The organism is Clostridium sp. NSJ-49 (genome assembly GCF_014287725.1).
Lineage (GTDB): Bacteria > Bacillota > Clostridia > Clostridiales > Clostridiaceae > Clostridium > Clostridium disporicum_B.
In genome coordinates this window covers 33,803-59,882 of sequence record NZ_JACOOP010000019.1, presented here as the reverse complement: position 1 = coordinate 59,882, position 26,080 = coordinate 33,803, and the positions used below count along the sequence as shown (strand labels likewise).

Genomic DNA, 26,080 nt, shown 5'->3' with positions numbered 1-26,080 from the left:
TCAATTTTATTGTAGGTTTGTTTACCATACAATAAAAAATTCAAACTTATATAATTTTCAAAGAGCGAGCAATTCTATGAAAAATCAAGCTATTTTTTCATATCAACTTAACAGATTCTTTTAAAAGATTTATAATTTATTTATTTGATGTTTTTAGTATAAATCTCTTAAAATCCTCTGTAAACGTTTCTGAGTATAGGGAATAATTATCGTATATATATATTAAGATTTGTATATTTTTTATTGTCACTTTTTATAAATATTAGTTTCACTAAATACTTAAAAATAAAAAAATATGCTAAACTTTTTAACGCTTAGCATATTTTTATTAAATTTATACTTGAATTAGATGTAGTAGCTTACTTGAATAATCTCCATATAAATCTGTAATATTAAGTCCTCCATGCATTAAGACTCCACCTGAAAATACTTCTTTAGTACCTTCTAACTTATACATTTTATCTTCTACTAATCCCTTTAACTTTATTCTTCTACTATGATAATTTGCTCTTCCCAATACTTGCACACAAGTAACTAAAACTTCTTTTTTATCCTTAGATACAACTTCCCAAGAATCAAAACTATGATTTTCTGAGAAATTTTCTATACGATAATAGTCTCCTGTTCTAACTAAATCATTATATTTATGATACATTTCAACTTGTTTTGGAATCATCTCTCTATCTTCTTTAGGTATTCTAGTAACGTCTAATTCATATCCAAAGGTACCTGCTAATGCTACATGACCTCTTGTTTTAAAAGGTGTACTTCTTCCGACTGTATGATTAGGACAATCACTAACATGAGCCCCAATACAAGAAAGTGGATATACCATAGCTGTTCCTTCTTGAATCTTTAATCTTTCAATAGCATCTGTATCATCAGAACACCATATTTGTGGACTATAATATAACATACCTGGATCAAATCTTGCCCCTCCACCTGAGCAATTTTCTAATAATATATGAGGAAAATCTGTAGTTAATCTATCCATCATTTCATAAACAGCTAAAACATATCTATGTAATAACTCTCCATGTCTTTCTGCCGGAATACATTTACTACCTAAATCAGTTATTTGTCTGTTCATATCCCATTTAACATAAGTTATATTAGCACTTGAAAGAACCTTTTTAACACTTTCATAAATATAGTCTACTATTTCTTTTCTAGATAAATCTAAAACATATTGTTCTCTACATAACGCAGGTGTACGACCATCAATATGAATACACCAATCTGGATGAGCTCTATATAAATCTGAATCTGGTGATATCATTTCTGGTTCGAACCATATACCAAATTCCATTCCTAACTTATTCACTTCATCTACAAGATATTTTAATCCACCCTGTATTTTTTCTTCATTTACTATCCAATCTCCTAATGATGAATTATCCTTATTTCTCTTTCCAAACCAGCCATCATCCATTACTAGCATTTCTATCCCTAAAGATGATGCTTCCTTAGCTATAGATAATAACTTTTCTGTATTAAAATCAAAATAAGTTGCTTCCCAGTTATTTATTAATATTGGACGTTTCTTATCTTTAAATCTACCTCTAATTAAATTATTACGATATAAATCATGGAAGGTTCTAGTCATTTTCCCTATTCCTTTATCTGAGTAAACCATAACTACTTCTGGAACTTGAAATTCTTCATCTTTACCTAAAACCCATGTAAAATCAACTGGATTAATTCCCATAACTACTCTCGTAGTATCAAATTGACATCCTTCAACCTGAGTAAAAAAGTTTCCTGAATAAACAAAATTAAATCCATATACATTTCCACTTTCATCTGTTGCTGAACTATCTAAAAGAGCTATAAACGGATTATCTTGATGACTTGATTCACCTCGTACAGTCGATACAGCTTGCTTCCCATAACTTATTTTTTTTCTTGATATGTGTCTCTCTCTTGCCCATGATCCATGAAGAGAAATCATATCATAATTAATCCCATCGAAATCTATACACGCTGATAAAACCTTTGTTAACGCTATTGAATCTTCTGCACAATTTTTAACTCTTACACTTCTTGTAATTACATCTAGGTTTTCAAATACTGTATAAATTAAAATAACCTCAAGATTTAAATCATTATCTATACATGTTATTTCAAGGCTTGTACATTCATTATCATCTCCAAATGTTGCTGGTAATCCCGCTAACTTTTTCTTACCTTTATATATTTCATGAGATAAATATTGTAGTCTACAACTTGTATTTCCATTTTTATCCATCACTTGAAGGCAACTTTCTCTAAAATCTCCTATACCATGAGTGGAGTATTCAGTGGGGAAACTATCATAGAATGATACTCTATCACGATTATTCTTTGATGGTACATATGGTGACTCCTCTAAACGTAAAAGATAATTTACATCCTCGTCAATTATCTTTTTTCCAAAATACACATGTCCAACAAATTGCTCTTCATCTATCACAGAAATGATATATGATGTATCTTTTGCATCTAGTTTGAATATTTTCTTATCCTCAATAAATTTTATTCCCATATTAAATTCTCCTATATTAAATAATTTATTATTTATCTTTTACCCTTAAGATATTATAGTTATTTATTTTATTCCATAGTATTTATAAAGTTAATAATATTAGTCAATATTACTGATTTTTTGTATATCTTTCTGTAATTAAAATTTCCTATTCTTTACACATATCAATATTTTACCAATACTTATACTTCTCATTCAAGAAAAATATATAATTTATAAAGCAAAAAGAACTATCGCCTAATCCAGCGATAGTTCTTTTTTATTTATTATAAACTACTTACTTACTATTAAGTTTTCTCCAGTCATTTCTTCTGGTGCTTCTAAGCCCATAACACTTAACATTGTTGGAGCTATATCAGCTAACTTACCTGTGTTTAATTTCTTTCCTTCTGTGTGGTTTGATACCCATACAAATGGAACTGGTTGAGTTGTGTGAGCTGTAAATGGTTGACCATTTGAGTAGTCTATCATAGTTTCAGCATTTCCGTGGTCAGCAGTTATAAATACTGTTCCATCTAATTCTAATACTTTGTTAACTACTTTTCCTAAACATTCATCAACTGTTTCTATAGCCTTAACAGCAGCATCCATAACACCAGTGTGTCCAACCATATCTGGGTTAGCATAGTTTAAGATAACCATATCATATTTATCTTGGTCTAATCTATTTATTAATTCTTCAGTTACTTCATAAGCACTCATTTCAGGCTTTAAGTCATAAGTTGCAACTTTTGGAGATGCAATAAGAGCTCTATCTTCACCTTCATTTTCTTTTTCAACTCCACCATTGAAGAAGAATGTAACGTGAGCATACTTTTCAGTTTCAGCTATTCTTAATTGTTTTAATCCTTTAGACGCAACGAATTCTCCTAAAGTATTATTTATACTTTGTGGCTTGTAAGCAACTTCAACACCTTCTAATGTCTTGTCGTATTGAGTCATAGTAACAAATACTAAGTCTAAGTTTTCTCTTTCAAATCCAGTAAATACCTTATCATTTATAGCTCTAGTTATTTCTCTAGCTCTGTCTGGTCTAAAGTTAAAGAATATTACTGAATCATGGTTAGAAATTGTAGCTGTTGGAGCTCCATTCTTTTCTATAACGCATGGTAATACGAATTCATCAGTCTTATTATCATGGTATGATTTTTCCATACACTCAACAGCTGAAGAAGCAGTTTCACCTTTACCTAATACCATTGCATTATAAGCAAGTTCAACTCTTTCCCATCTGTTGTCTCTATCCATAGCATAGTATCTTCCTGATACTGTAGCTATTTCACCAACTCCGATTTCTTCCATAGCTTTTTCTAATTCAACTATGAAATCTTTTCCTGATGATGGTGGAACGTCTCTTCCATCCATGAATGCGTGAACATATACTTTTTCTATGTTCATATCTTTAGCTAACTTTAATAATCCTTTTAAGTGTTCTATATGAGAGTGTACTCCCCCGTCTGATAATAATCCCATTAAATGTAATGCAGAATTATTCTTCTTAACATTTTCTATAGCCTTTAATAAAGCTTCATTCTTTGCGAATCCGCCTTCATTTGCTTCCTTAGTTATTCTTGTTAATTCTTGGTATATAATTCTTCCTGCACCTATATTTAAGTGACCAACTTCTGAGTTACCCATTTGTCCATCTGGTAATCCTACAAACATACCACTTGCTTGTATTTCAGTGTGTGGATATTTTGCAAGTAAGTTATCGTAATTTGGCTTCTTAGCTTTTTCTACAGCATTACCATCACCATTTGGAGCTATTCCAAATCCATCTAATATCATTAACATTACAGGTTTCTTCGCCATAATTCCCTCCAAGTTATATAAAAATTTCATCTATTTTGACTCGTAAAAGCTGAATTTGAAATAAAGCATCATTTTAACAAATTTCTTCGCTTTAAGATATAATTGGTATAATATATATATCTTTAATCAAATTCTTTTTTATTATACTATAATTATATAACCTTCACAACTAAATAGCTATTCTTGTAAACGTTTGTTGAAAATTTTTCCTATGAAATTTCTTTAGTAAATTTTATAATATTTGACCTTTTTTCTTATCTTTACATCATTGTTAATTACACTGTATAAATTACTTCTATTTTACTTTAATACTTATTTTTAGGTCCTCTAAAAACTATATATTTTCTAAGCTGGTTCTATAAAAAAATAGAATCTTTAACAAATGTAATTTTAACTGTTCCTAAATTTCCAAAATCAATTATATATAATAATCTAATAAATTGCATAAAAAAGAGATAACCCACTTAGAGTTATCTCTTTATAATTTATATCTATTTTAGTAGTTAACTATTGCAGCAAAGTCTGAAGCAACTAAGCTAGCTCCACCAACTAAAGCACCATCTATATCAGATTGAGCCATTTGAGCTTTTATAGTTCCTGGCTTAACAGATCCACCGTATTGGATTCTTACTTTATCAGCAACTTCTTTACCGAACATTTCAGCAACGATTCCTCTGATTGCCATTATTGTTTCGTTAGCTTGTTCATCAGTAGCAGTTTTACCAGTTCCGATAGCCCAGATTGGTTCGTAAGCTATAACAACTTTTTCTGCTAAATCAGCTGATAAACCTTCTAAGTCAGCTTTGATTTGAGCTCCAACTACTTCGTTAGTTGTTCCGTTTTCTCTTTGCTCTAAAGTTTCTCCACAGCAAAGAATTGGAGTTAAGTTGTGAGCAAAAGCAGCTTTAACTTTCTTGTTTAAAGCTTCATCTGTTTCGTTGAACATTTCTCTTCTTTCGCTGTGTCCTAAAACAACATAGTCAACACCCATAGCTTCTAACATTCTTGGAGCGATTTCACCAGTGAAAGCTCCTTTTTCTTCAAAGTGCATGTTTTGAGCAGCAACTTTGATGTTTGATCCTTCTACAGCTTTTAATACAGCGTCTAAGCAAACAAAAGTAGGACAAACTACTACATCACAAGTAGCATCCTTTACTAATGGCTTTAATTCATTTACTAATTTAACAGCTTCTTCTGGAGTGTAGTGCATTTTCCAGTTTCCAGCAATAATAGCTTTTCTCATTATAATCACCTCATACAATTTTTTTAATGAAACTCCTCCTATCGGAGGAGTAAGTTCAAATAACCAAATTAAAATTTGGATTTTCACTTAAGGTAGCACACTACTCACATACGTGTGTAGGTGTACACACTTGTATAACTTCCAATAACAAAACATAAAATTTTGATTATCAGTTAAGTTCGCCTCACTAAATCAGAGATTTAGTGGCTTAAGGAAACACCTACTCACATATGTTCGTAGGTGTAAGTTCGAGTACCCAAATTAAAATTTGGACTCTTACTTAGCCCTGCATAAGTGCGAGCTACAAAATCGAAGATTTTGGCTCTTACTTATCGTTTAAAGCAGCGATTCCTGGTAATACTTTACCTTCTAAGAATTCTAATGAAGCTCCACCACCTGTAGAGATGTGAGTCATCTTATCTCCAAATCCTAAGATGTTAACAGCAGCAGCTGAGTCTCCTCCACCGATAACTGTTGTAGCATCTGCATCAGCCATAGCCTTAGCAACAGCTATTGTTCCTTTGTTGAAGTTTTCGAATTCGAATACTCCCATTGGTCCGTTCCAGATAACAGTCTTAGCATCTTTTATAGCATCAGCATATAAAGCTTCTGTCTTTGGTCCGATATCTAATCCCATGAATCCTGCTGGAATGTTTTGATCTTCAGTAACTGTAGCTTCAACATCCTTGAATCCATCAGCAATTCTGTGGTCTACTGGTAATAAGAATTTAACTCCGTTAGCTTCAGCTTTAGCTATCATTTCTTTAGCGTAGTCCATTCTATCGTCTTCACATAAAGAAGTTCCGATTTCGTATCCTTGAGCTTTTAAGAATGTGTAAGCCATTCCTCCACCGATGATTATTGTATCAACTTTTTCTAATAAGTTGTTGATAACAGCTATCTTATCAGAAACCTTTGATCCACCTAATATAGCAACGAAAGGTCTAACTGGAGCATTTACAGCTTCTCCTAAGAACTTTAATTCTTTTTGAATTAAGTATCCACAAACAGCAGTGTCAACAAATTTTGTAACACCTTCTGTTGAAGAGTGAGCTCTGTGAGCAGTTCCGAAAGCATCATTAACGTAGATATCACATAAAGAAGCTAATTCTTTAGATAATTCTTCTCCGTTTTTAGTTTCTTCTTTTCTGCATCTAGTGTTTTCTAATAATACAACGTCTCCGTCTTTCATATCAGCAACAGCTTTTCTAGCGTTTTCGCCAACAACTTCTTCGTCTCTAGCGAATACTACTTCTTTACCTAACATTTCGCTTAATCTTACAGCTACTGGTGCTAAAGTCTTAGAAGCATCTTTTCCTAAGTGTGAGCAAAGTATAACTTTTGCTCCATTTTCTACTAAATATTTGATTGTTGGAAGAGCTCCAACTAATCTATTTTCATCAGTTATAACTCCATCTTTTAGTGGAACGTTAAAGTCACATCTAACTAAAACTCTTTTACCGTTTACTTGAACGTCTTCGATAGTCTTCTTATTAAAGTTCATTCTCTTCACCTCATAATTTTATAAATAATTTTATTCCTAATTTTAAAATGAGCCCGGTCCTATAGGTATACCTTAGAGACCGGACCCGTTTTTTAGGATCTTATAAAAGTGCCTTTATAGGCATCTAATCCGTATTTAATTAACTATTAAATATTAAGCTAATTCAGAGAAGTATTTAATAGTTCTAACCATTTGGCTAGTGTATGAGTTTTCGTTGTCGTACCAAGAAACAACTTGAACTTGGTATAAACCATTTCCTAATTCAGAAACCATAGTTTGAGTTGCATCGAATAATGAACCGTACTTGATTCCGATGATATCTGAAGAAACTAATTCTTCTTCAGTGTAACCGAATGATTCGTTTGAAGCAGCTTTCATAGCAGCGTTGATTCCTTCAACAGTTACATTTTCACCCTTAACTACAGCAACTAAAATTGTAGATGATCCTGTTGGAACTGGAACTCTTTGTGCAGAACCGATTAATTTTCCGTTTAATTCTGGAATAACTAATCCGATAGCTTTAGCAGCTCCTGTAGAGTTTGGAACTATGTTAACAGCACCAGCTCTAGCTCTTCTTAAATCACCTTTTCTTTGAGGTCCGTCTAAGATCATTTGATCTCCAGTGTAAGCGTGGATAGTTGACATTATACCAGATTGAATTGGTGCATAGTCATTTAAAGCTTTAGCCATTGGAGCTAAACAGTTTGTTGTACAAGATGCAGCAGAGATTATAGTATCTTCAGCTGTTAATATATCTTGGTTTACGTTGAATACAACTGTTGGAAGGTCGTTTCCAGCTGGAGCTGATATAACAACTTTCTTAGCACCTGCATTGATGTGAGCTTGAGACTTAGCTTTTGATACGTAGAATCCAGTACATTCTAATACTACGTCTACTCCGATTTCTCCCCAAGGAAGTTTATTAGCATCAGCTTCAGCGTAGATTCTGATTTCTTTTCCATCAACAGTGATAGAATCTTCACCAGCAACAACTGTATCACCTAATTCGTATCTACCTTGAGCTGAATCATATTTTAATAAGTGTGCTAACATTTTTGGGCTTGTTAAGTCGTTGATTGCTACAACTTCATACCCTTCTGCACCGAACATTTGTCTAAATGCAAGACGTCCAATACGTCCAAAACCATTAATTGCTACTCTAACATTTGCCATTAAAGTTACCTCCTAAAATTAGATATTTATATTTAAAATTAAATTTTAAAGCTTGTTTAAATTGTTGCTTTTTATTATCTCACATATTTCTTTTCCTGTATTTTCGTCTGTAACCAATACAGCATTACGATTATACATTTCTGTTGCAATTATCGCATCAATCTTATTCTTCCCAGCAGCAACTGCAATATGTGTTCTAATTTTTTTAGCATTGTTTAAATTTATTCCTATAGAGTTATTTTCAGATATCATCTGACAATCTTTATTAAAATAACATCCATAAGCCTCTCCTATAGCTCCCATGTCCTCAAGTTTTTTTATAAACTCATCGGATGCTTCTCTTTTTTTAGCCATATGGATTGCATTACCAATTCCATAGATAAGTATATCTGCCTTTTGAATTGACTCAATTACATCCTTAACTTGACTTTCTTTAAGTAAACCATCAAGAACTTCTGCACTAACATTCTCTGGAATATGTAGAAGTTTATATGATGCATTAATTTTTTTAGCTAAAGAAGCTGCTAGCGTATTAGCTTGGCTCTCTACTTTTCGCCCCATACCACCACGAGCTGGTACTACTAATACATTGGAAACATTATTGATTTTAGGAAATGCTTCTACAACCTCTTTAATCGTAGATCCACCAGTTATAGCAATTATGTTATTATCTTTTAAAATTTTCTTAACATAAGTTGCCGCTGCTTTTCCTAAATCTTTTAAAACAGTAGGATTACTATCTACATCTCCCGGGACTATTATAACATCTTTTAATCCTAAACAAGATCTTAAACACTCTTCAACATCAGCAAGACCTTTAAGTTCATGTATAAACTCTTTTAGTCTTTTGACTATTACTTTCCCATCTTCAGTAACACTCATACCTGGAGTATTCACTTCTATTAAGCCTTGAGATTTTAAAAAACTTATTTCAGTTCTTACTATTCTCTCACCTAAATTAAGTTCACTTGCTAAAACTCTTCTTCCAATTGGTTGGTTATAATAGATAGTTCTTAAAATATTATATCTTTTTTCAAGAACTTCAACTAGCTCAGGAACTATCTTTTTTTGTAAGCTTAATATTTCCTGCACTATTAACCCTCCTTTTGGACCATTTATGTCCCACTACTATCTTTTCATGTCCCACCTATTTCATTATAAAGCATCTTTACTAAATTTAAAAGGCTTTCTGTAAATTTTTTATAATATTTTTATAATTGAGAAAAATAGAAATAGGAATATTCTTCTCCAAAATCCTGTCTTCCCTACGTCTGCTATATCCTTTTTCTCTTGCTAGAAGATTTTATTCCCATTTCCTCTCTATATTTTGCCACTGTCCTTCTTGATATATTCAGATTTTTTTTAGAAAGTTCTGTACATATCATTTCATCCGAAAGAGGTCTTTTCTTATCTTCACTATCAATAATCTCTTTTATTATATCTTTAATATTCTTCGCAGATACATCTTTTCCATCTGAAGAACTTCTTGTACTATATCCAACTGTGAATAAGTCCTTTATCTTAACAGTTCCGTAACTAGTTAAAATATATTTATCCTTAATAGCTCTACTTACAGTAGATTCATGCATGTTTATATCCTCTGCTATGTCTTTGAGCATCATTGGCTTTAAATATTTTTTTCCTTTGTCTAAATATTCTTTTTGCCTTTTTATTATATCTTCTAAGATTATTCTTAAAGTATTTTCTCTATTATTAATACTTTTTATTAAAAACATAGCACTTCCAATTTTCTCTTTAATATAACTTTCAACTTCTTTATCACTTCCATGAAGAAGTAAATTTTTATATACTCCATTAATAGATAATTGGGGTACTATATCATTATTCATAATAACTATATACTCTTTATCTATCTTTTTTATATAAGCATCAGGAGTTATAAATTTCACGTCATCACCTGTATAATACCCTCTAGATGGCTTGGGTTCCAATTCTCTTATTATATCTCCATAATTTTGAGCTTCTATTTGAGATATATTTAAATATTTTGCTATATCTTTAAATTTATTATCAGCCACTAAATCTAAATAATTATTTATTATATTCTCCAGATTTAAATCTAATTTCTTTTTTCTTTTTAATTGGATTAAAAGACTTTCCTTTAGATTTCTTCCCCCAATACCTGCTGGTTCTAAATCTTGTAATATCTCTAGCGCTTGTACACATTTTTCTTCCGAAATATTAAATTTATTACATATGTTCTCTACAGTTTCGTCAAGGTACCCTCTACTATCTAAAGATTCAATCATGTAATCTATAATAATTCTTAAGTTCTTTACTTCTTTATTAGTATGTAATTGCTCATACAAATAACTTTTCAAAGTCTTTTTCTCAGACACAAAATTTAAAGGCGATACTCCCTCTTCATCATACTCTCCTTTAGAATATGAATTGTAAATACTATTATCATACTCCATAGATTCTATCATCTTTTTATATTGCTCAATTTCAGTATCCTTTTTTAAATTAAAATCACTATCAATAATAGGATTTTCTTCTAATTCTTTATTGATAAATTCTCTTAACTCACAAGCTGACATCTGTAAAATATTTATTGATAATTGCATATTTTGTGTCATTACAAGTTTTTGCTGCTGAGATAAATTCAGATTAAAATCTAACTTCATATAACATCCCTCTTTTGTTTTCTTTTATAAATACCACACTTTTAGTATACCTTTATTTTTAATATATTCCAATATATTCTTTGTAAAAGTTTACTGAAAAAATTATAAAAAAAGCTCGTGCATAAGCACAAGCCTTTTATTATTTCACAATAAAGAATAATCCACAAGGTTTAATTCCAGAGTGTATACCAACTGTACATCCAACCTTTGCATCTACGTATTCTATATCTTTTTCTTCTAAGTATTTCTTTAATTCAAAATATACATCTTCATTTAATAAGTCTGTTAATATAACTGGTTCTTTAAAATCAACATCTGCACTTTCAAAATCAGATATTAATTTCTTAAAAGCTTTTTTACTTCCTCTTACTTTATCCTTAACAGCCATCTTACCATCTTTTATTTCTAGTATAAGTCTTAAACCTAAAGCTGTTCCTATAGCTCCAGCAACTTTTGGTAGTCTTCCACCTCTTACAAGATTATCTAATGATTCAAAATTAAGTGTACATTTAACCTTATCTCTAGTCTTTAGAATTTCTTCTTCAATTTCTTTAATTGAAGCTCCATTATCTCTTAATCTACAAGCTTTTAAAACTAATAATCCTAATCCTGATGTAACATTTTTAGAATCAATTACAACTATATCTTCTGTTTCAAGCATATCTTTAGCTATACAAGCTGATTGATATGTTCCGCTCATTTCTGAAGAAAGCACTAAAGTTACTATTTTATATCCTTGATCTAAATACTTTTTAAAAGTTTCTTCAAATCTAGTTGGAGTAATTTGTGCTGTAGTTGGTAAAACATTTTCTCTGTTTATTCTTTCAATCATTTCAGTTGGAGTAATATCAACTCCATCTAAATAACTATCTTCACCAAAATTAATTAATAAAGGCATAACTTCTATGTCATTCTTCTTTATTAAATCTACTGGTATATCAAGAGTACTATCAGTTATTATCTTAATCTTTTGCATAACAATTCCTCCCCATCCATTATTTCATATCCGGAAAGTCCATTTGTCTTAATGCTTCATATGCTATAATTGCAACTGTATTAGAAAGGTTTAGACTTCTAGTACTTGTCTTAATCATCGGCACTCTTATATTTGTATGAGCTTCATGTACTTCTTGTGGTACACCTTTTGACTCTCTTCCAAACATTATGAAGTCACCCGGCTTATAACTTTCCTCATTATAGTAATTACCACCATGAGTAGATGCTAAAAATATTCTTCTATCTCCATACTTATTTATAAAATCTTCATATGACTCATGAACTTCTAACTTTAACTCACTCCAGTAATCTAATCCTGATCTTTTTACTGCCTTATCATCAATACTAAATCCTAACGGCTTTATTAAGTGTAATGTTGAATTAGTTAACACACATGTTCTTGCTATATTTCCAGTATTTTGTGGAATTTCTGGTTGATATAATACAATATTCAAATTCAAGGAATTTCCCTCCAAAACAAAAAGCAAGATGATAAACACCTTACTCTATAATCTCTTATAAAAATAATAATACTATATCCAATTTTAATAGTCAAAGTTTTTTACAGATTGTTAAATAATATATTTTATTTCACTTTCCGGAAAAATTTCACTTATCTCTTTTTTGAAAAACTCCTTCATATCATCAAGTTCTTCCGTCTTATATACATATTTTCCATAACCAAATTGTCCATATTTATATTTACGCTCATCATCATTCATCGGTAATGTATTTTCTGGAAAAACTTCCATTATTACATTTTTTGCTCTTGTTGTATATCTATGAGATATTACCTCAAATGATGGTGGATTTTTCATACTCTTCGGTAATTTCTCTCTTAAGTCTAATAAAAGTTTTTTATAATCTTCTTTATAGTTATTATATAAAAATACCGGTGCAATTATAAACCCTAAAGGATAACAGGCATTAGCTATTTTTTCACACGCTTCTAATCGTAAAGTGATAGATGCAGTAGCATTTTCATACTCATTAATAACTTTATCTGTATTTAAAGTAAACCTCACCTCTGTTTTGCCGTTATGTTTTATATCTAACAAAGTATCCACGTCATTAAATTTACTTACAAATCTAAATCGGCCATTAGTATTGTTAGCAAAAAATTCTATAGTCTTTTTTAACGATCCAGCATAAGGTTCCATTGGTAGTGGGTCAGATGTAGCTGATCCTTCAAATATGGTAATACTAGGCAACCTCTCATCAATATATTTTTGAGCTTGCTTTAATATATCATCAATATTTGAATTTATTTTAGCATATGGTTTATCTCCTAAATTGGTATTTAAATAACAATATTGGCATTGTCCCATGCATCCTGAATATAAAGGTAACTGATAATGAGCTGACGGTTTACAAGATTGAAATTTCAGCCCTTTCTTTACTCCTACTACTAATGTTCTCTTTCCTTCTTTGTAGAATTCAGGCAAATAATCATTATAAGGAATGTTTTGTTTAACTTTATTAGATGTGAGTATAATTTTCTCTACTTTAGTATTATCTTTAAAATAATTGTATACATTCTGTCCTATTTCATAATCTAATGAGCCTTTTTCAAATATAATTCTTTTGGGAATAAACATAAAATCACACTCCTTAGAATTATTTTCTGTATATTTAAAAATATAATTCTTAGGAATGTGATTTTCTATTCTTTATCTAATATAAACTTTTTAATAGCTTTAGCTACTCCATCATTTTTATTTGAATCTGTAATATATTGAGCTGCTGACTTTACTTCATCAATAGCATTTGCCATAGCAATACCAAGACCAGCATACTTAATCATGGATATATCATTTTCATTATCACCAATGCAAATAATTTCTTCTCTTTTTATTCCATATTTTTCACTTAAAACTTTTACTGAATTTCCTTTAGATACACCCTTAAAATTTATCTCTGTACTATGGTTACCTGAACCAAAATAAACTATATTTTCTAAGCTATCTAATTCTTTTCTTACTTTTAAAATATCTTTACTACTTGGTGAAAATGCTATACATTTAGCCATTCGTCCATTTTCTTTTTTAAAAATTTCAGCCCATTCTTTTTCAGTCTTTACAGTATAGTAATTTATATTTAAATGTTCATAATAAACTTGTTTTGTCATATAAACTTGAGTGCCCAGTTTACTGAACCAGTTATTACAATATATAGTGTCGGTAGTATGAAAATGAAACGGTACTTTATATTTATTTAATATTTTTAACACCTTCATACACTCTACTTCTGGTATTGCGCTTTCATATATAATATCATTAGTCTTTTGATCTATAACAATTGCCCCATTGGCTGCAATCACTGGAGAGTCCACACCTAAAAGCTGTGAAAAATATGCTGCATTATTATATAGCCTTCCTGTTGTAACAACAATTTCTACACCCATATCATGCGCCTTTTTTATAATGTCTTTACTAAATTCCGAAATCTTTTTTCTCTTTCCAAGTAAAGTTCCATCCATATCAATGCAAACCATTTTGTATTTCATACTTAACTCCTTTGTTCAAATACTAGCTATAATATATAATACCATCTAACTCTTAAGAATTACATAAAATATTCTAAATTTTTACTAAGAATATAGCAAAAATTTAAAAAAAGGAGCTAAAAAGCTCCTTTTTTCTATTATTGTGCTGGTGTTTGTCCTTCTGTATTTTCAGTTGGCTTCTCTTCTGGTTTTTCCTCTGGTTTTGGTGCTTCAACCTTTTTAGTTCCTCTTAAAACTATTGCATTCATAGGTTGATATACATCTGTAGATATTAATTCTCTATTAACTTCCACACCATTTTCATAAGTAATTAAATATCCTTCTGATTTATATCCTGGAGCTCCATTAAGCTTTGTTCTAGTCTTACCCTCTTCTAAAGTAGGATCATCTACATATTCTGTAGTATAGTCATACTTTTCTATTACATTATTGACAAGCTCATAAGTCTTATTGCCTTTTTCAGAAGTATTTCCATATACATTGAATGTAATTGTGCTTCCACCCATATAGCCTTCTATATATATTGGAGAATTATATGTATTTATAAATCTGTAATCTATATCTCCTTCGAAAACTGTAGCATCTAGGCTTGGCTCTGAATAACCAACCATCATTGAATGGTTATATCTTATTGTAGATCTTATGTTAGATGTTATTACTGCTCTATAAAGGAAAGTAGATATTTGACATACTCCTCCTCCATAATTAGGAACTACTTCACTTCCTACATATGTATTAGCTTCCTTATATCCATTTTCCGGAGTTGTATCTAATATAGTCTTATTATAACTAAATTCATCTCCTGGCATTAAAAGAGTTCCGTTTATATAACCTGTAGCTAATTGCATATTAGTAACTCTTCCAGTTCCATCATTAGTGTAAGAGCCACTAAAACTTCCTATTATTCCATCAATTTTATTTAATTCTTCTGCAGTTATTCTAGGACTATAATCTTGTAACTCTAAAGAAACAGTTTCTACTTTATTTGGATCAGGATCTATACAGTCAACTAATTTTGTATGTAATTCTTCTGCATTTATTTTCTTACCTATAACTTCTGGAGTTATATACTTCTCTCCATAACTTATAGTTATCGAAGCATCTACGGCAGGAATTTCTACCTCTGTATTTATCTTATCTTCGAATTCTTTAAGCTTAGCTTCATCATAAGTTAGTTCAGTATTAACTTCAGTATCAACTCCATCTTTTATGTAAGAGTTCTTTTTAAACATCCCTTCTTCTTTTCCATAAGCTAAAGCTTCTTCTGCAGTTTTATCCGCATTTATAGTTGAACCTATATCTGCGTACTTGATATTAAAACTTTTGTCACCAACAGTTACTGTTATACTTTTATCATTAACTAATGTAGCTAATTGATCATTTAAAATTGCAACTGCCTCATCCTTAGTCTTACCACTTAAATCTACTCCATAAGCATGTACCCCAGGATAAACTTTATCTTCCCAAGACTTTACTTTATTATTGATGTTAGCCATTACTCCTCCAACAGTTGCAGCTACTGCTAAAACTGCTATTCCTGAAATTGCAATAACTTTCTTATGTTTAGTAAAAAAGTCTTTAGTTCCATTAGAATTATTATTGCTCAAAAGCTTCATTCCTCCCCACTTTTTACATAAAATATAAAATTATGCTATTAGTACAATATAAAAACAGATATTTTTACAATATCTATTATAATTATAGACTATTCTCCCTCTTATTACAATTACAAAACCCTTACAATTATTTCCCATACCGAAAAATATTACAAATAATATTTTCTTAGTTGAACATTAAGAGTATAGAGTTAAGAGTTTAGTAATAAAGTCACCTTAGATGACTTTAAATACCTATAAATTTAGAAACTGAGTATCAATTTTATTCTTAATTTTTCACTTTTAACTCTTAACTCTTAATTTAAAAGGTGTTTCGTGCTTTATTTTAAACTGTTACTGTGGTTCTTACTCTTGATGTTTCACCATCTAAATCAAATGCTTCAATACTTATTTTTATTGGTCCACTTTGAGTAAATGGCAATGAAGATACTGGAATAGTAAACTCTGTATCATTAGCATCTACTGTTCCTATCCAATAATTATTTGCAAACAAATTATATCCTAGTAAATCTGCATCAGTATTTGCGTTCCATCTAATATTTATAGTATTTCCTCTCTTAGTAGCTCTAAGCCCTGTTACGCTTCTAGGTTGAATTAGATAGTCAATACTATTTGGTCCCCAGTTAGCATCTACAGGATTGCCAATACCTTGTACATTTGCACTTTCACTATATTGCCATACTCTCCATCTTGTCCATCCGCCTACATCTGGTGGATATGCTGGATTTCCTGGAATGGCTGTATACATTGCAATCCAAAGAATCATATTCTTTAAAGGATAGCCTCTACCCGGAATAAAGAAATTATTATAAAGTTCAACATAGAAAGTTCCTGTATATAACATTATCCTTCTTCTAGTTTTCTTTTCAAATCTCTTTCTAAATCTATCAATCCAATTTACTACAGTTTCTACTGCAAGTGATTTATCTGTAGGTACTTCTACATCTATGACTGGAAATAAATCTCCATAATCTTTTTTCCCAAATCCGTCTTGTAAAACTTCGATAAAATCATCACATTGAGCATCTGCAGTAGTTAAATCATCAGCAGGAACGCCAAAGTGATATGCCCCAACTGGTATCCCATACTCTCTCGATTTTTGTGCAAATTCTAAGAACTTATTATCTCTTCTAAATCTTCCTGATGCTGAACCTGAGGCTCTTAGGTATAAAAAATCTATTTTTGTAGCTAATACTGTAAAATCAACATTTTGCGTATACTCGTTTATATCTACTCCAAATAGACTTTTGTCATTTTTATTTTGCATAGTTCCTCCAAAATAAAGTTTTCCTTAATATATAGGATATTATTAAACTTTATAAATGGTTACTATAAATTTAATCATTAAAAATAACTGTATTACACTTAGTGTTGATTCTTATTAATATCTTTACTAAAAATAAAAAATAAGCTAGTTTACACTAACTTACTTTTTATCTTTTTAATATTCTAACATTAATTCAGTAATATATAACCTAAATAATCTATTACAAGTACTATTTATTACTTTAATAAATAAATTATTAACTATCCTTATATCATCTTCTAGCAAAATCTACAAAAACAAATTTATCTGGCCTATGTCTAGATTCAGTATATTGAAATAAACTAGTATCATCTAAATATGTATAGCTTTTTACTACTACTATCATTTCAAAACCTTTCATATCTAGGTACTTTTTATCCTCTTCTGTTGCATTCTGGACTGTTATCTCTTTTTTTGCATATGCAATTTTCAGTCCTAGCTCCCCCTCTATATAGTCATATAGAGATTCCTTACAGATATCATAAGTAAGATTTTCAACAAACTTCTGCACGATATAATCTTTATCTAAAATGATTTTTTCATCATCTACAGATCTCGCTCTTACTACTCTCCAGACCTTATCATCTCCAGATAGCTCCAACCCTCTTGCAATATTTTTTTTAGGAACTATACATTCTAAACTTTCAACTATAGTTTCTACCTTCATTCCTAGTTTCCCTGAAATCTCCTTAAAACTAACTACCCCTGATACAGGAAAATTAAATTTACCTATATCAAGTACAAAAGATCCTTTTCCCTTAGTTTTCTGAATATATCCATTCTGTTCTAACATATTCAGAGCCTTTCTTACAGTATCCCTAGACACATTGTAATCATTCATTATTTCTTTTTCTGAAGGAAGTTTATCATTTGCCTGATACTCATTATTCTCTATTTTATTTACCAATATATTGTATATGTTCAAATATTTCTTATCCATTTTATCACCAGAAATATTTTAACATAACTAAATGCTATTTCTCAATATAATAAGCAATCGATTCGTATGGTCTTAAGATAATTTCTTCTCCTAACTTAGCTGAATCTGAGTAGTTTGATAGTAATATATTAGAAGCTTTAATACCATTTAATATACTTTCAGGAATATTCACTTTAGCCTGCTTTCCATAGAAATTATTTAATACTACTAAACTCTTATTTTCATAATTTCTTAAATAAGCTAAAACTTCAGTATGATCTTCTAATATCATCTCTATATTACCTTTAGAAATTACATCATATTCTTTTCTTAATTGTATTAACTTTTTATAATGATTAAATATAGAATTGCTATCATTAACTGCTTTTTCTGCATTTATTTTTTCATATGATTTTCCTATAGGTATCCATGGAGCTCCAGTTGTAAATCCTGCATTTTCTTTATCATTCCACTGAATAGGAGTTCTAGAGTTATCTCTTGATTTAGATTTTAGTATATCTAATATTTTATCAACTGGTTCACCGTTATCTTTTAATATATTATAGTAATTTATTGATTCAACATCCCTATAATCTTCAATAGACTCAAAATATGGATTAGTCATTCCAAACTCTTCACCTTGATAAATATAAGGAGTTCCTCTCATCATATGTATAGCAGTTGCTAACATTTTACCACTTTCATTAAAGTACTCTTTATCATTACCAAATCTAGATATCGCTCTAGGCTGATCATGATTACACCAGAATAACGCACTCCATCCATTACCTTCTTGCATTTCCTCTTGCCATTTCTTAAAGATATCTTTTAACATCTTAAAGTCAAAATCCATTAAGGTCCACTTATCACCATTTTCATAATCCACCTTTAAATGATGAAAATTAAATACCATAGAAAGCTCTTTTTCATCTGGATTAGAATATTTAATACAGTTTTCAACTGAAGTTGATGACATCTCTCCAACAGTAATTATATCCTCATGTTTACCAAAGGTATTTTCATTTAATTCTTTTAGATGCTCATGTATTCTTGGCCCATCAGTATAAAATCTTCTTCCATCTCCAATATAGTCATTTTCTAATTCATCCGGTTTAGAAATAAGGTTTATTACATCTAATCTAAAGCCTTTAACTCCTTTTTCAATCCAGAAGTTAACTACTTTATATATCTCGTTTCTTACTTCTTCATTTTCCCAATTTAAATCCCCTTGAGTTACATCAAATAAATGAAGATAATACTCGTCCATATTTTCAACGTACTCCCAAGCATTTCCGCCAAATTTCGAAATCCAATTTGTAGGTGGTTCATTATCTTTACCTTTTTTGAAAATATAAAAATTCTTATACTTTTCATTTCCTTTTAATGCTTCTTTAAACCACCAATGTTCTGTAGAAGTATGGTTAAATACCATATCAAGCATTATATCTATATCTCTCTTTTTAGCTTCTTCAACTAATCTTTCAAAATCCTCCATAGTTCCCATTCTTGGGTCTATTTTATAATAGTCCTCAATATCATAACCATTATCTTTTTGTGGAGATACATACACTGGTGTTAACCATATGTAATCTACACCTAATGTCTTTAAATAATCTAACTTCTCAGTTACTCCGTTTATATCTCCAATTCCATCTCCATTAGAATCATTAAATGATTTAGGGTATATTTGATAAACAACACTTTCTCTAAAATCTTTCATTATATCTATCTCCTTTTATCAACCAAAGAATGGATAATATATGATTCATTCTTTAAGAATATATATTATCCAACCTTTGCTACTAAATTTACTATTTCAAGTTATGCTACATTTAATTTTTTTCTACCTACTACTACTGTTAGTATAAAAGGTACTACTATCGCAACAACCATAGCTACTGCAAACATTGGTATGCTATTTGGTTGAATTGAAAGTATTCCTGGAAGACCACCAATTCCTATTGCATTTGCCATAACTCCAGAACCTACTGATATTATAGCTGCTATACCTGATCCTATCATTCCACATATGAATGGGAATCCGTATTTTAAGTTTACACCGAATAATGCTGGTTCAGTTACACCTAAGTATGCTGAAATACATGCTGGTATTGAAACTTGCTTTTCTTCTTCATTCTTTCTTTGTAAGTATATCATCGCTAAAACCGCTGACCCTTGAGCTATATTTGATAAAGCTATCATTGGCCATAATGATGTTCCACCAACTTGAGCCATTAACTGAAGGTCTATTGCATTTGTCATATGATGTAATCCTGTAATTACTAATGGTGCATAAGCAAAACCAAATATTCCTGCAAATAACCATCTAAATGATGATGTTAATCCTGCATATACAACAGTTGAAATCCATGACCCTATTGTCCAACCTATTGGTCCTAACACAACATGTGCAATAAGTACAGTTGGTACTAAAGCAAAGAATGGAACTATTATCATTGAGATTGATGCAGGTGTAATCTTTCTAAAGAATCTTTCTAGATATACTAGTGTGAAACCTGCAAGTATAGCTGGCATAACTTGTGCTTGGTAACCTATCATGTTAACTTGTGCAAATCCAAAATCCCAGAAAGGAATATCTCCTCCCCCTGATACTGCATAAGCATTTAAAAGCTGAGGTGATACTAAAGTAATCCCTAAAACTATACCTAATATTTGGGTTGTTCCCATCTTCTTAGTTATTGCCCATGTAATACCTACAGGTAAGAAGTGGAATATAGCCTCTCCTATTAACCATAAGAAACTATGTGTTCCTGCCCAAAATTGAGATATTTCTATTAAAGTTTTTGTACCATCTTCAAAAAACTTAACATCTCCAATTAAATTTCTAAATCCTAATATTAAACCACCAACTATAATTGCTGGAATAAGTGGTGAGAAGATTTCAGCTAAATTTGCCATAAGTCTTTGAATAAAAGTCATATTAGATTTTGCTGCATCTTTCACGTCATCTTTATTAGTACCTTCAACTCCAGATACCTTTATAAAATCATTATAAAACTCTCCAACAGTGTTCCCTATTATAACTTGAAATTGTCCAGCTTGTACAAATGTTCCTTTTACAGATTTTAAGCTTTCAATTTTATCCTTATTTGCTAATGATGTATCCTTTAGGACAAATCTCATACGAGTTACACAGTGTGTAACTGCACCAATATTATCTTTTCCACCTACATATTCAAGTAAAGCTCTTGAATCATCAATATATTTTCCCATGTTAGTGCCTCCTGTTTTATTCTATACATACACATTTATACCTTTACATAAACTTGTACGTACATGTTTTATGTCTTTATAATAACTTGTACGTACATCTTTGTCAACAATTTTGTGTAATTCTTTTCATAAGCAATTTCTGACAATACTTCATTATTAAAGCTATCATTAACTTAAATGCCTCAAATAATACCTTTTTATTTATCTTTTAGCAAAAAAATCGATGTATTTATTACATCGATTTTTCAAATATATGATATTTATCTTTTAATTCTCTATTGCTTAATTAGTAAATTAATACTTTTTTAAAATATAAGTTACAAAAAATCCTCTTTCATCTTCATTTTCTTCATACTTAATTAAATTAAACATATTTTTTATTTCTTCAAAATCACTTTCCAAAATTAAATCTTCCTGTCTAATTTTAAAATCTACTTTATGCTTATACCCGAAACCACATACAAACAAAATTCCTTCATCATTTATGTGCTTTGATATGTCTTTTAATACTTCTTTACTTGCTCTATAATGGTTAATTACTATATTATCAAAATTCTTCAACTCATTTAAAGAATTACTACCACTTAAATCAACCTGCTTTGTTTCAACTTCGTACCCAGCCCTCGTAGCAAAAGCATTTAATCGTTCAAGGGCTCTATTACTAAAATCTATGCCAGTTACATCAAATCCCTTTTGAAGTAAATACAAAGTATTTCTTCCATCTCCACATGCGACATCAAGCACAGTTCCTGTCTTTAAATATCCTATATTATTAACCAAAGCTTTTTCAGGACTTAATAGGCTATCTCCTCTAATTTCAAATTTACTATCCCAATAATTTTTATCTCCCATATACTCCATTATTTATCTCCTATCTCTATTTAATCAAACCAATATAAATTAAATCCATAACACATAGCCTTTGCACCTTTAGGTACCTACTTAATAGTATTATATATATTAAGATAATCTCCAATGCCACCTAAAATCATCATACGAGTGTTTCTTCATCTTTGTATTTTCCCTTAAACTTAATATTGTACATACTACCCTCCCCATATATCACACTTTATAAAGTCTTAACCATAATTAAGCACGGATTACTCTCTCCCCATATCTCTTTGATTTCTTCTAATGGATAAAAACCTAGTTTTTTATAAAACTCTCTAGTTATTTTATAATTTTCATCTGGATGAGATTCCCCTAAAGTTTTTACCATAAAAAATTTAATTTCATCTTCAATTAATAATTTTTCAGTAATTTCAATTAACTTTCTACCAATCTTTTGATTTTGATATTCCTTTAGTATTCCTATAAGATACACTTCTGCTGTATACTTATTATTATATTTTATACTTATAAATCCTACTGCTTTTCCATTATTATATGCTCCATAAAAATCATACTTTTTAACTTCTTCAACATACTCTACTATTGACTCTTCAATTCCAAACCATTCTGGTAACTCTCTTAATATATAATTTGTAATTCTTGACTTTTCATTATTATTTCTGATATTTTTAATCTCTATCATACCCATCCTATCTCCCGGTAAATACTATATGCTTTAAAAAATATTACCATTTATTCACTTTCTTCTCAATAAAAAAATACAACATTAAATCGTTGATTCAAACAATTTAATGTTGTATTATCACTTTATCTCACTTGATAAATATTTCCCTATAAAACTGAACTTCATCTAAATAACATCTCTCTTGCAGAACACTCCATAAGTAATTGCCATAAATAAAGCAATATAAGCACCTACTATTAAAGCGGCAATTACTGGTGTAAATCCTTGAATTACAATACTTTGAAAATCATTATTTATTTGTGGTAATACTGTTCCATAATCTAAAAACTTTCTAAAATCTAAATGATTAAATGGTAAATAGTTTATTAATCTACTCATCTTCCCAGCATATAAAACTACTGGTGATACTAAGAATATAGTTATTATAGATGTTATTGTAGCAAATGATACTGACTTTAAAAGTACAGCTATCATAAATGCTAAAGCTATTGAGAATATTAACTCAACAAGTTTTAATAATACTATAATAACTGAATATAGAGCTGTACTAATAACATACGGTCCATTCACTCCATAAAGTATAGTTTGACTAGATATCCTATCAAATCCATGAATTATTATTCCAGACAATAATCCCATTACAAGAACTATTCCTAATATTTCTAATCCATAAATTAAAATTGCTAAATACTTTGATGTAAGCACCTTCCAACGTTTATATGGTGATACAAGCCACATATTTATAGTTTTATTGTTATATTCACTAGCTACATTAAATACTCCAACTAATACTACTGTTAAAATTATAAATCTAAATACCCAATTAAAAGAATTATCAGCAAAGAACCACCATATATTTTTTTCATAATCCTTTGTAATATTATGCTCTAATCTATATTCTGCAATTTCAATTCTCTTATTTATCTCATCTTTTTGAATCTCATCATAATATGGATCACTCAACATAACATCCTTCTGCGATATAAGATATTCTTCCCTCTCTCTCCAATCAAAAGTCGTTGAAGTTCCATTAGTACTTTCGTATTCCCTTACTCTTTTCATATCACTATATTCAGATATAGTTAATCCAATCATAATTATAAAAGATAATATTATTCCAACTTTAGCTATTTTACTTTTAAACATCTTACTAAACTCTAGTTTACTTAAATATAAAACATCGTTCATTATTTTTCAGCCTCCTTTATAGAATTTATAAATACTTCTTCTAAAGAAGACTCTTTATTAATTTCATCCATGGTTTTAGTACATATAACTTTCCCATCTGAGATAATAACAACTCTATCACATAGTTGTTCCATTTCCATTAATATATGACTTGAAACCACTACCGAAATATTTTTATTATGTGATAAATCCTTTAAGAATTCTCTTAAATCTTTTATTCCCATTGGATCTAAACCGTTAGTAGGCTCATCTAAAATTAATAATTTAGGTTGCTTCATAAGAGCTACAGCTAGGCCAATTCTTTGTTTCATACCTAAAGAATACTCTTTAACCTTATCATTTAATCTATCCTTAAGTCCAGAAACCTTTATAGCCTCATTTACCCCTTCTTCTGATGCTTTATAAAGCTTAGCAAAAAGCTTTATATTTTCCATTCCAGTCATATATTCATATAAAAATGGAATTTCAACTATCGCTCCTACATTATCCATAGCCTTTTCAAAGTTACTTTTTATATTATGTCCATCTATTATAACCGTTCCACTATCTGCACTTATAAGTCCTGTTATCATTCTTATTGTAGTGGTTTTTCCTGCTCCATTAGCTCCTAAAAACCCTAGAATTTCTCCTGCTTTAGCTTCAAAAGAAACATTATCAACTATTCTTCTCTTTTTAAAAGACTTACTTAAGCCTTCAACTTTTAAAACAGTTTTATTCATAAGTTAACCTCCATACTTAATTATGAGTACAAAAAAAGAGCAAATGTAAATTGACATTAAAACTAGCATAGCAACTTCTTTAAATATTTTTAGCTAAAGTTAGCCATGCTGATTTTTTGCGTCAATCTCCCATCTGCGCATTTTTAACTTTTATATCTAATTTACTATTTTATATAGCTCTCTTAACCTTTAAAGATGTTTGTATAATCATATCTATAAGCCCTGAATAGCTTACATTAACAGCATTGGCACTCTTTGGAAAAAGCGAAGCAGCCGTCATTCCTGGTAATGTATTAACTTCTAATATATAAGGAACTCCTTCACTTGTTACTATCATATCTACTCTTGCATAAACTTCACACTTTAATGCTCTGTAAGTACCTATAGCCATCTTTTCAACTTCTTTATGAAGATTTTCTTCAAGTTCTACTATAACTTCTTCAGCTCCATCCTCTGAATACTTTTGAGTAAAATCAAAGAAATCTGCTCCTTCCTTAGGTCTTATTGCTATAACTGGCCACATCTTCTTGTCGAATACAGGACAAGTTATTTCATCACCTTTTATGAATTCTTCTATCATAACTTCTGTATCCCATTTTAAACCTTCTAAAACAGCATTCTCTATATCTTCTTTCTTTGTTATTTTGAAAGTAGCAACACTTGATCCTCCATTTGTAGGCTTAACGAAAACAGGATATCCCATTTCTTCTATCTTGTCATAATCTATTTCTTCTATTGATGAAACATTTATCCATCTAGCAGTTCTTATTCCATTAGCTACTAATATTCTCTTTGTAAGGTCCTTATCCATACATACACCTGAGCTTATTGGTCCACATCCTGAATATGGTATATCTAAAGTTTGAAGTACTGATTGAACAGTTCCATCTTCACCAAACTTTCCGTGTAATGCTAATAAAGCAAAATCTATTCCTTTAACTTTATTTATTATATCATCTTTATTATCTATAACTATTGGCACAACTTCGTATTTGCTTCTGTCTATATTCTCAACTATCGAATTTCCACTTTTTAATGATACTTCTCTTTCTGAAGAAATACCACCCATAATAACACCAACTTTAATCATTTTTGCCTCCAAATTTAAACTTACTTATAAAATAAAGACCTGTATTTACAAGTCTTTATAATTAT

General features: G+C 30.1%; 21 protein-coding genes. All 21 read right to left on the bottom strand.

Annotated features, from left to right (window positions below):
* Positions 1 to 334: 334 nt before the first annotated feature.
* The gene (locus H8S10_RS08690; RefSeq protein WP_186838591.1) at positions 335 to 2,524 is read right to left on the bottom strand and encodes an alpha-galactosidase; all 2,190 of its coding nucleotides are present in this window, start codon (positions 2,522 to 2,524) and stop codon (positions 335 to 337) included.
* A gap of 273 nt (positions 2,525 to 2,797) precedes the next feature.
* The gene (gpmI, locus tag H8S10_RS08685; protein ID WP_055264433.1) at positions 2,798 to 4,336 is read right to left on the bottom strand and encodes a 2,3-bisphosphoglycerate-independent phosphoglycerate mutase; all 1,539 of its coding nucleotides are present in this window, start codon (positions 4,334 to 4,336) and stop codon (positions 2,798 to 2,800) included.
* 496 nt (positions 4,337 to 4,832) lie between these two features.
* Positions 4,833 to 5,579 (bottom strand): triose-phosphate isomerase, encoded by a 747-nt coding sequence (tpiA, locus tag H8S10_RS08680; protein ID WP_055264435.1) that lies wholly within the window; start codon positions 5,577 to 5,579, stop codon positions 4,833 to 4,835.
* Between the two features lie 325 nt (positions 5,580 to 5,904).
* A complete protein-coding gene (locus H8S10_RS08675; protein WP_055264437.1) occupies positions 5,905 to 7,083 on the bottom strand; it encodes a phosphoglycerate kinase in 1,179 nt (392 codons plus the stop codon).
* Between the two features lie 153 nt (positions 7,084 to 7,236).
* Positions 7,237 to 8,256: a type I glyceraldehyde-3-phosphate dehydrogenase gene (gene gap / locus H8S10_RS08670; RefSeq protein WP_055264439.1), complete on the bottom strand. Its 1,020-nt coding sequence runs from the start codon at positions 8,254 to 8,256 to the stop codon at positions 7,237 to 7,239.
* Between the two features lie 45 nt (positions 8,257 to 8,301).
* Complete coding sequence (locus H8S10_RS08665; RefSeq protein WP_055264441.1) at positions 8,302 to 9,348, bottom strand: sugar-binding domain-containing protein; 1,047 nt, start codon at positions 9,346 to 9,348, stop codon at positions 8,302 to 8,304.
* Positions 9,349 to 9,530: 182 nt separating this feature from the next.
* The gene (rpoN, locus tag H8S10_RS08660; protein ID WP_186838590.1) at positions 9,531 to 10,904 is read right to left on the bottom strand and encodes an RNA polymerase factor sigma-54; all 1,374 of its coding nucleotides are present in this window, start codon (positions 10,902 to 10,904) and stop codon (positions 9,531 to 9,533) included.
* A 139-nt stretch (positions 10,905 to 11,043) separates the two neighbouring features.
* A complete protein-coding gene (locus tag H8S10_RS08655; RefSeq protein WP_055264445.1) occupies positions 11,044 to 11,880 on the bottom strand; it encodes a DegV family protein in 837 nt (278 codons plus the stop codon).
* A 19-nt stretch (positions 11,881 to 11,899) separates the two neighbouring features.
* Positions 11,900 to 12,361 carry a tRNA (cytidine(34)-2'-O)-methyltransferase gene (locus H8S10_RS08650; protein WP_055264447.1) on the bottom strand — a complete coding sequence of 154 codons (462 nt, stop codon included), beginning with the start codon at positions 12,359 to 12,361 and terminating at the stop codon, positions 11,900 to 11,902.
* Between the two features lie 111 nt (positions 12,362 to 12,472).
* Complete coding sequence (gene splB, locus H8S10_RS08645; RefSeq protein WP_055264449.1) at positions 12,473 to 13,498, bottom strand: spore photoproduct lyase; 1,026 nt, start codon at positions 13,496 to 13,498, stop codon at positions 12,473 to 12,475.
* 65 nt (positions 13,499 to 13,563) lie between these two features.
* Positions 13,564 to 14,406, bottom strand: coding sequence for a Cof-type HAD-IIB family hydrolase (locus tag H8S10_RS08640; protein WP_186838589.1), 843 nt, complete (start codon positions 14,404 to 14,406; stop codon positions 13,564 to 13,566).
* A gap of 137 nt (positions 14,407 to 14,543) precedes the next feature.
* Complete coding sequence (locus H8S10_RS08635) at positions 14,544 to 16,013, bottom strand: VanW family protein (RefSeq protein ID WP_243175854.1); 1,470 nt, start codon at positions 16,011 to 16,013, stop codon at positions 14,544 to 14,546.
* A gap of 334 nt (positions 16,014 to 16,347) precedes the next feature.
* Complete coding sequence (locus H8S10_RS08630; protein WP_186838587.1) at positions 16,348 to 17,289, bottom strand: glycoside hydrolase family 25 protein; 942 nt, start codon at positions 17,287 to 17,289, stop codon at positions 16,348 to 16,350.
* 271 nt (positions 17,290 to 17,560) lie between these two features.
* Positions 17,561 to 18,268: a trehalose operon repressor gene (gene treR / locus H8S10_RS08625; RefSeq protein ID WP_186838586.1), complete on the bottom strand. Its 708-nt coding sequence runs from the start codon at positions 18,266 to 18,268 to the stop codon at positions 17,561 to 17,563.
* A 34-nt stretch (positions 18,269 to 18,302) separates the two neighbouring features.
* The gene (gene treC / locus H8S10_RS08620; RefSeq protein ID WP_055264459.1) at positions 18,303 to 19,967 is read right to left on the bottom strand and encodes an alpha,alpha-phosphotrehalase; all 1,665 of its coding nucleotides are present in this window, start codon (positions 19,965 to 19,967) and stop codon (positions 18,303 to 18,305) included.
* Between the two features lie 101 nt (positions 19,968 to 20,068).
* Positions 20,069 to 21,481 (bottom strand): PTS system trehalose-specific EIIBC component, encoded by a 1,413-nt coding sequence (gene treP, locus H8S10_RS08615; protein ID WP_186838585.1) that lies wholly within the window; start codon positions 21,479 to 21,481, stop codon positions 20,069 to 20,071.
* 294 nt (positions 21,482 to 21,775) lie between these two features.
* Entirely contained in the window at positions 21,776 to 22,342 is a 567-nt protein-coding gene (locus H8S10_RS08610; protein ID WP_186838584.1) for a methyltransferase domain-containing protein, read from the bottom strand.
* A 208-nt stretch (positions 22,343 to 22,550) separates the two neighbouring features.
* A complete protein-coding gene (locus H8S10_RS08605) occupies positions 22,551 to 23,015 on the bottom strand; it encodes a GNAT family N-acetyltransferase (protein WP_055264548.1) in 465 nt (154 codons plus the stop codon).
* 168 nt (positions 23,016 to 23,183) lie between these two features.
* The gene (locus H8S10_RS08600) at positions 23,184 to 24,206 is read right to left on the bottom strand and encodes an ABC transporter permease subunit (RefSeq protein ID WP_055264465.1); all 1,023 of its coding nucleotides are present in this window, start codon (positions 24,204 to 24,206) and stop codon (positions 23,184 to 23,186) included.
* The gene (locus H8S10_RS08595) at positions 24,206 to 24,925 is read right to left on the bottom strand and encodes an ABC transporter ATP-binding protein (RefSeq protein WP_186838583.1); all 720 of its coding nucleotides are present in this window, start codon (positions 24,923 to 24,925) and stop codon (positions 24,206 to 24,208) included. The genes H8S10_RS08600 and H8S10_RS08595 overlap by 1 nt, the downstream gene beginning before the upstream one ends.
* A gap of 169 nt (positions 24,926 to 25,094) precedes the next feature.
* Complete coding sequence (locus H8S10_RS08590) at positions 25,095 to 26,012, bottom strand: D-alanine--D-alanine ligase (RefSeq protein ID WP_186838592.1); 918 nt, start codon at positions 26,010 to 26,012, stop codon at positions 25,095 to 25,097.
* Positions 26,013 to 26,080: the final 68 nt, after the last annotated feature.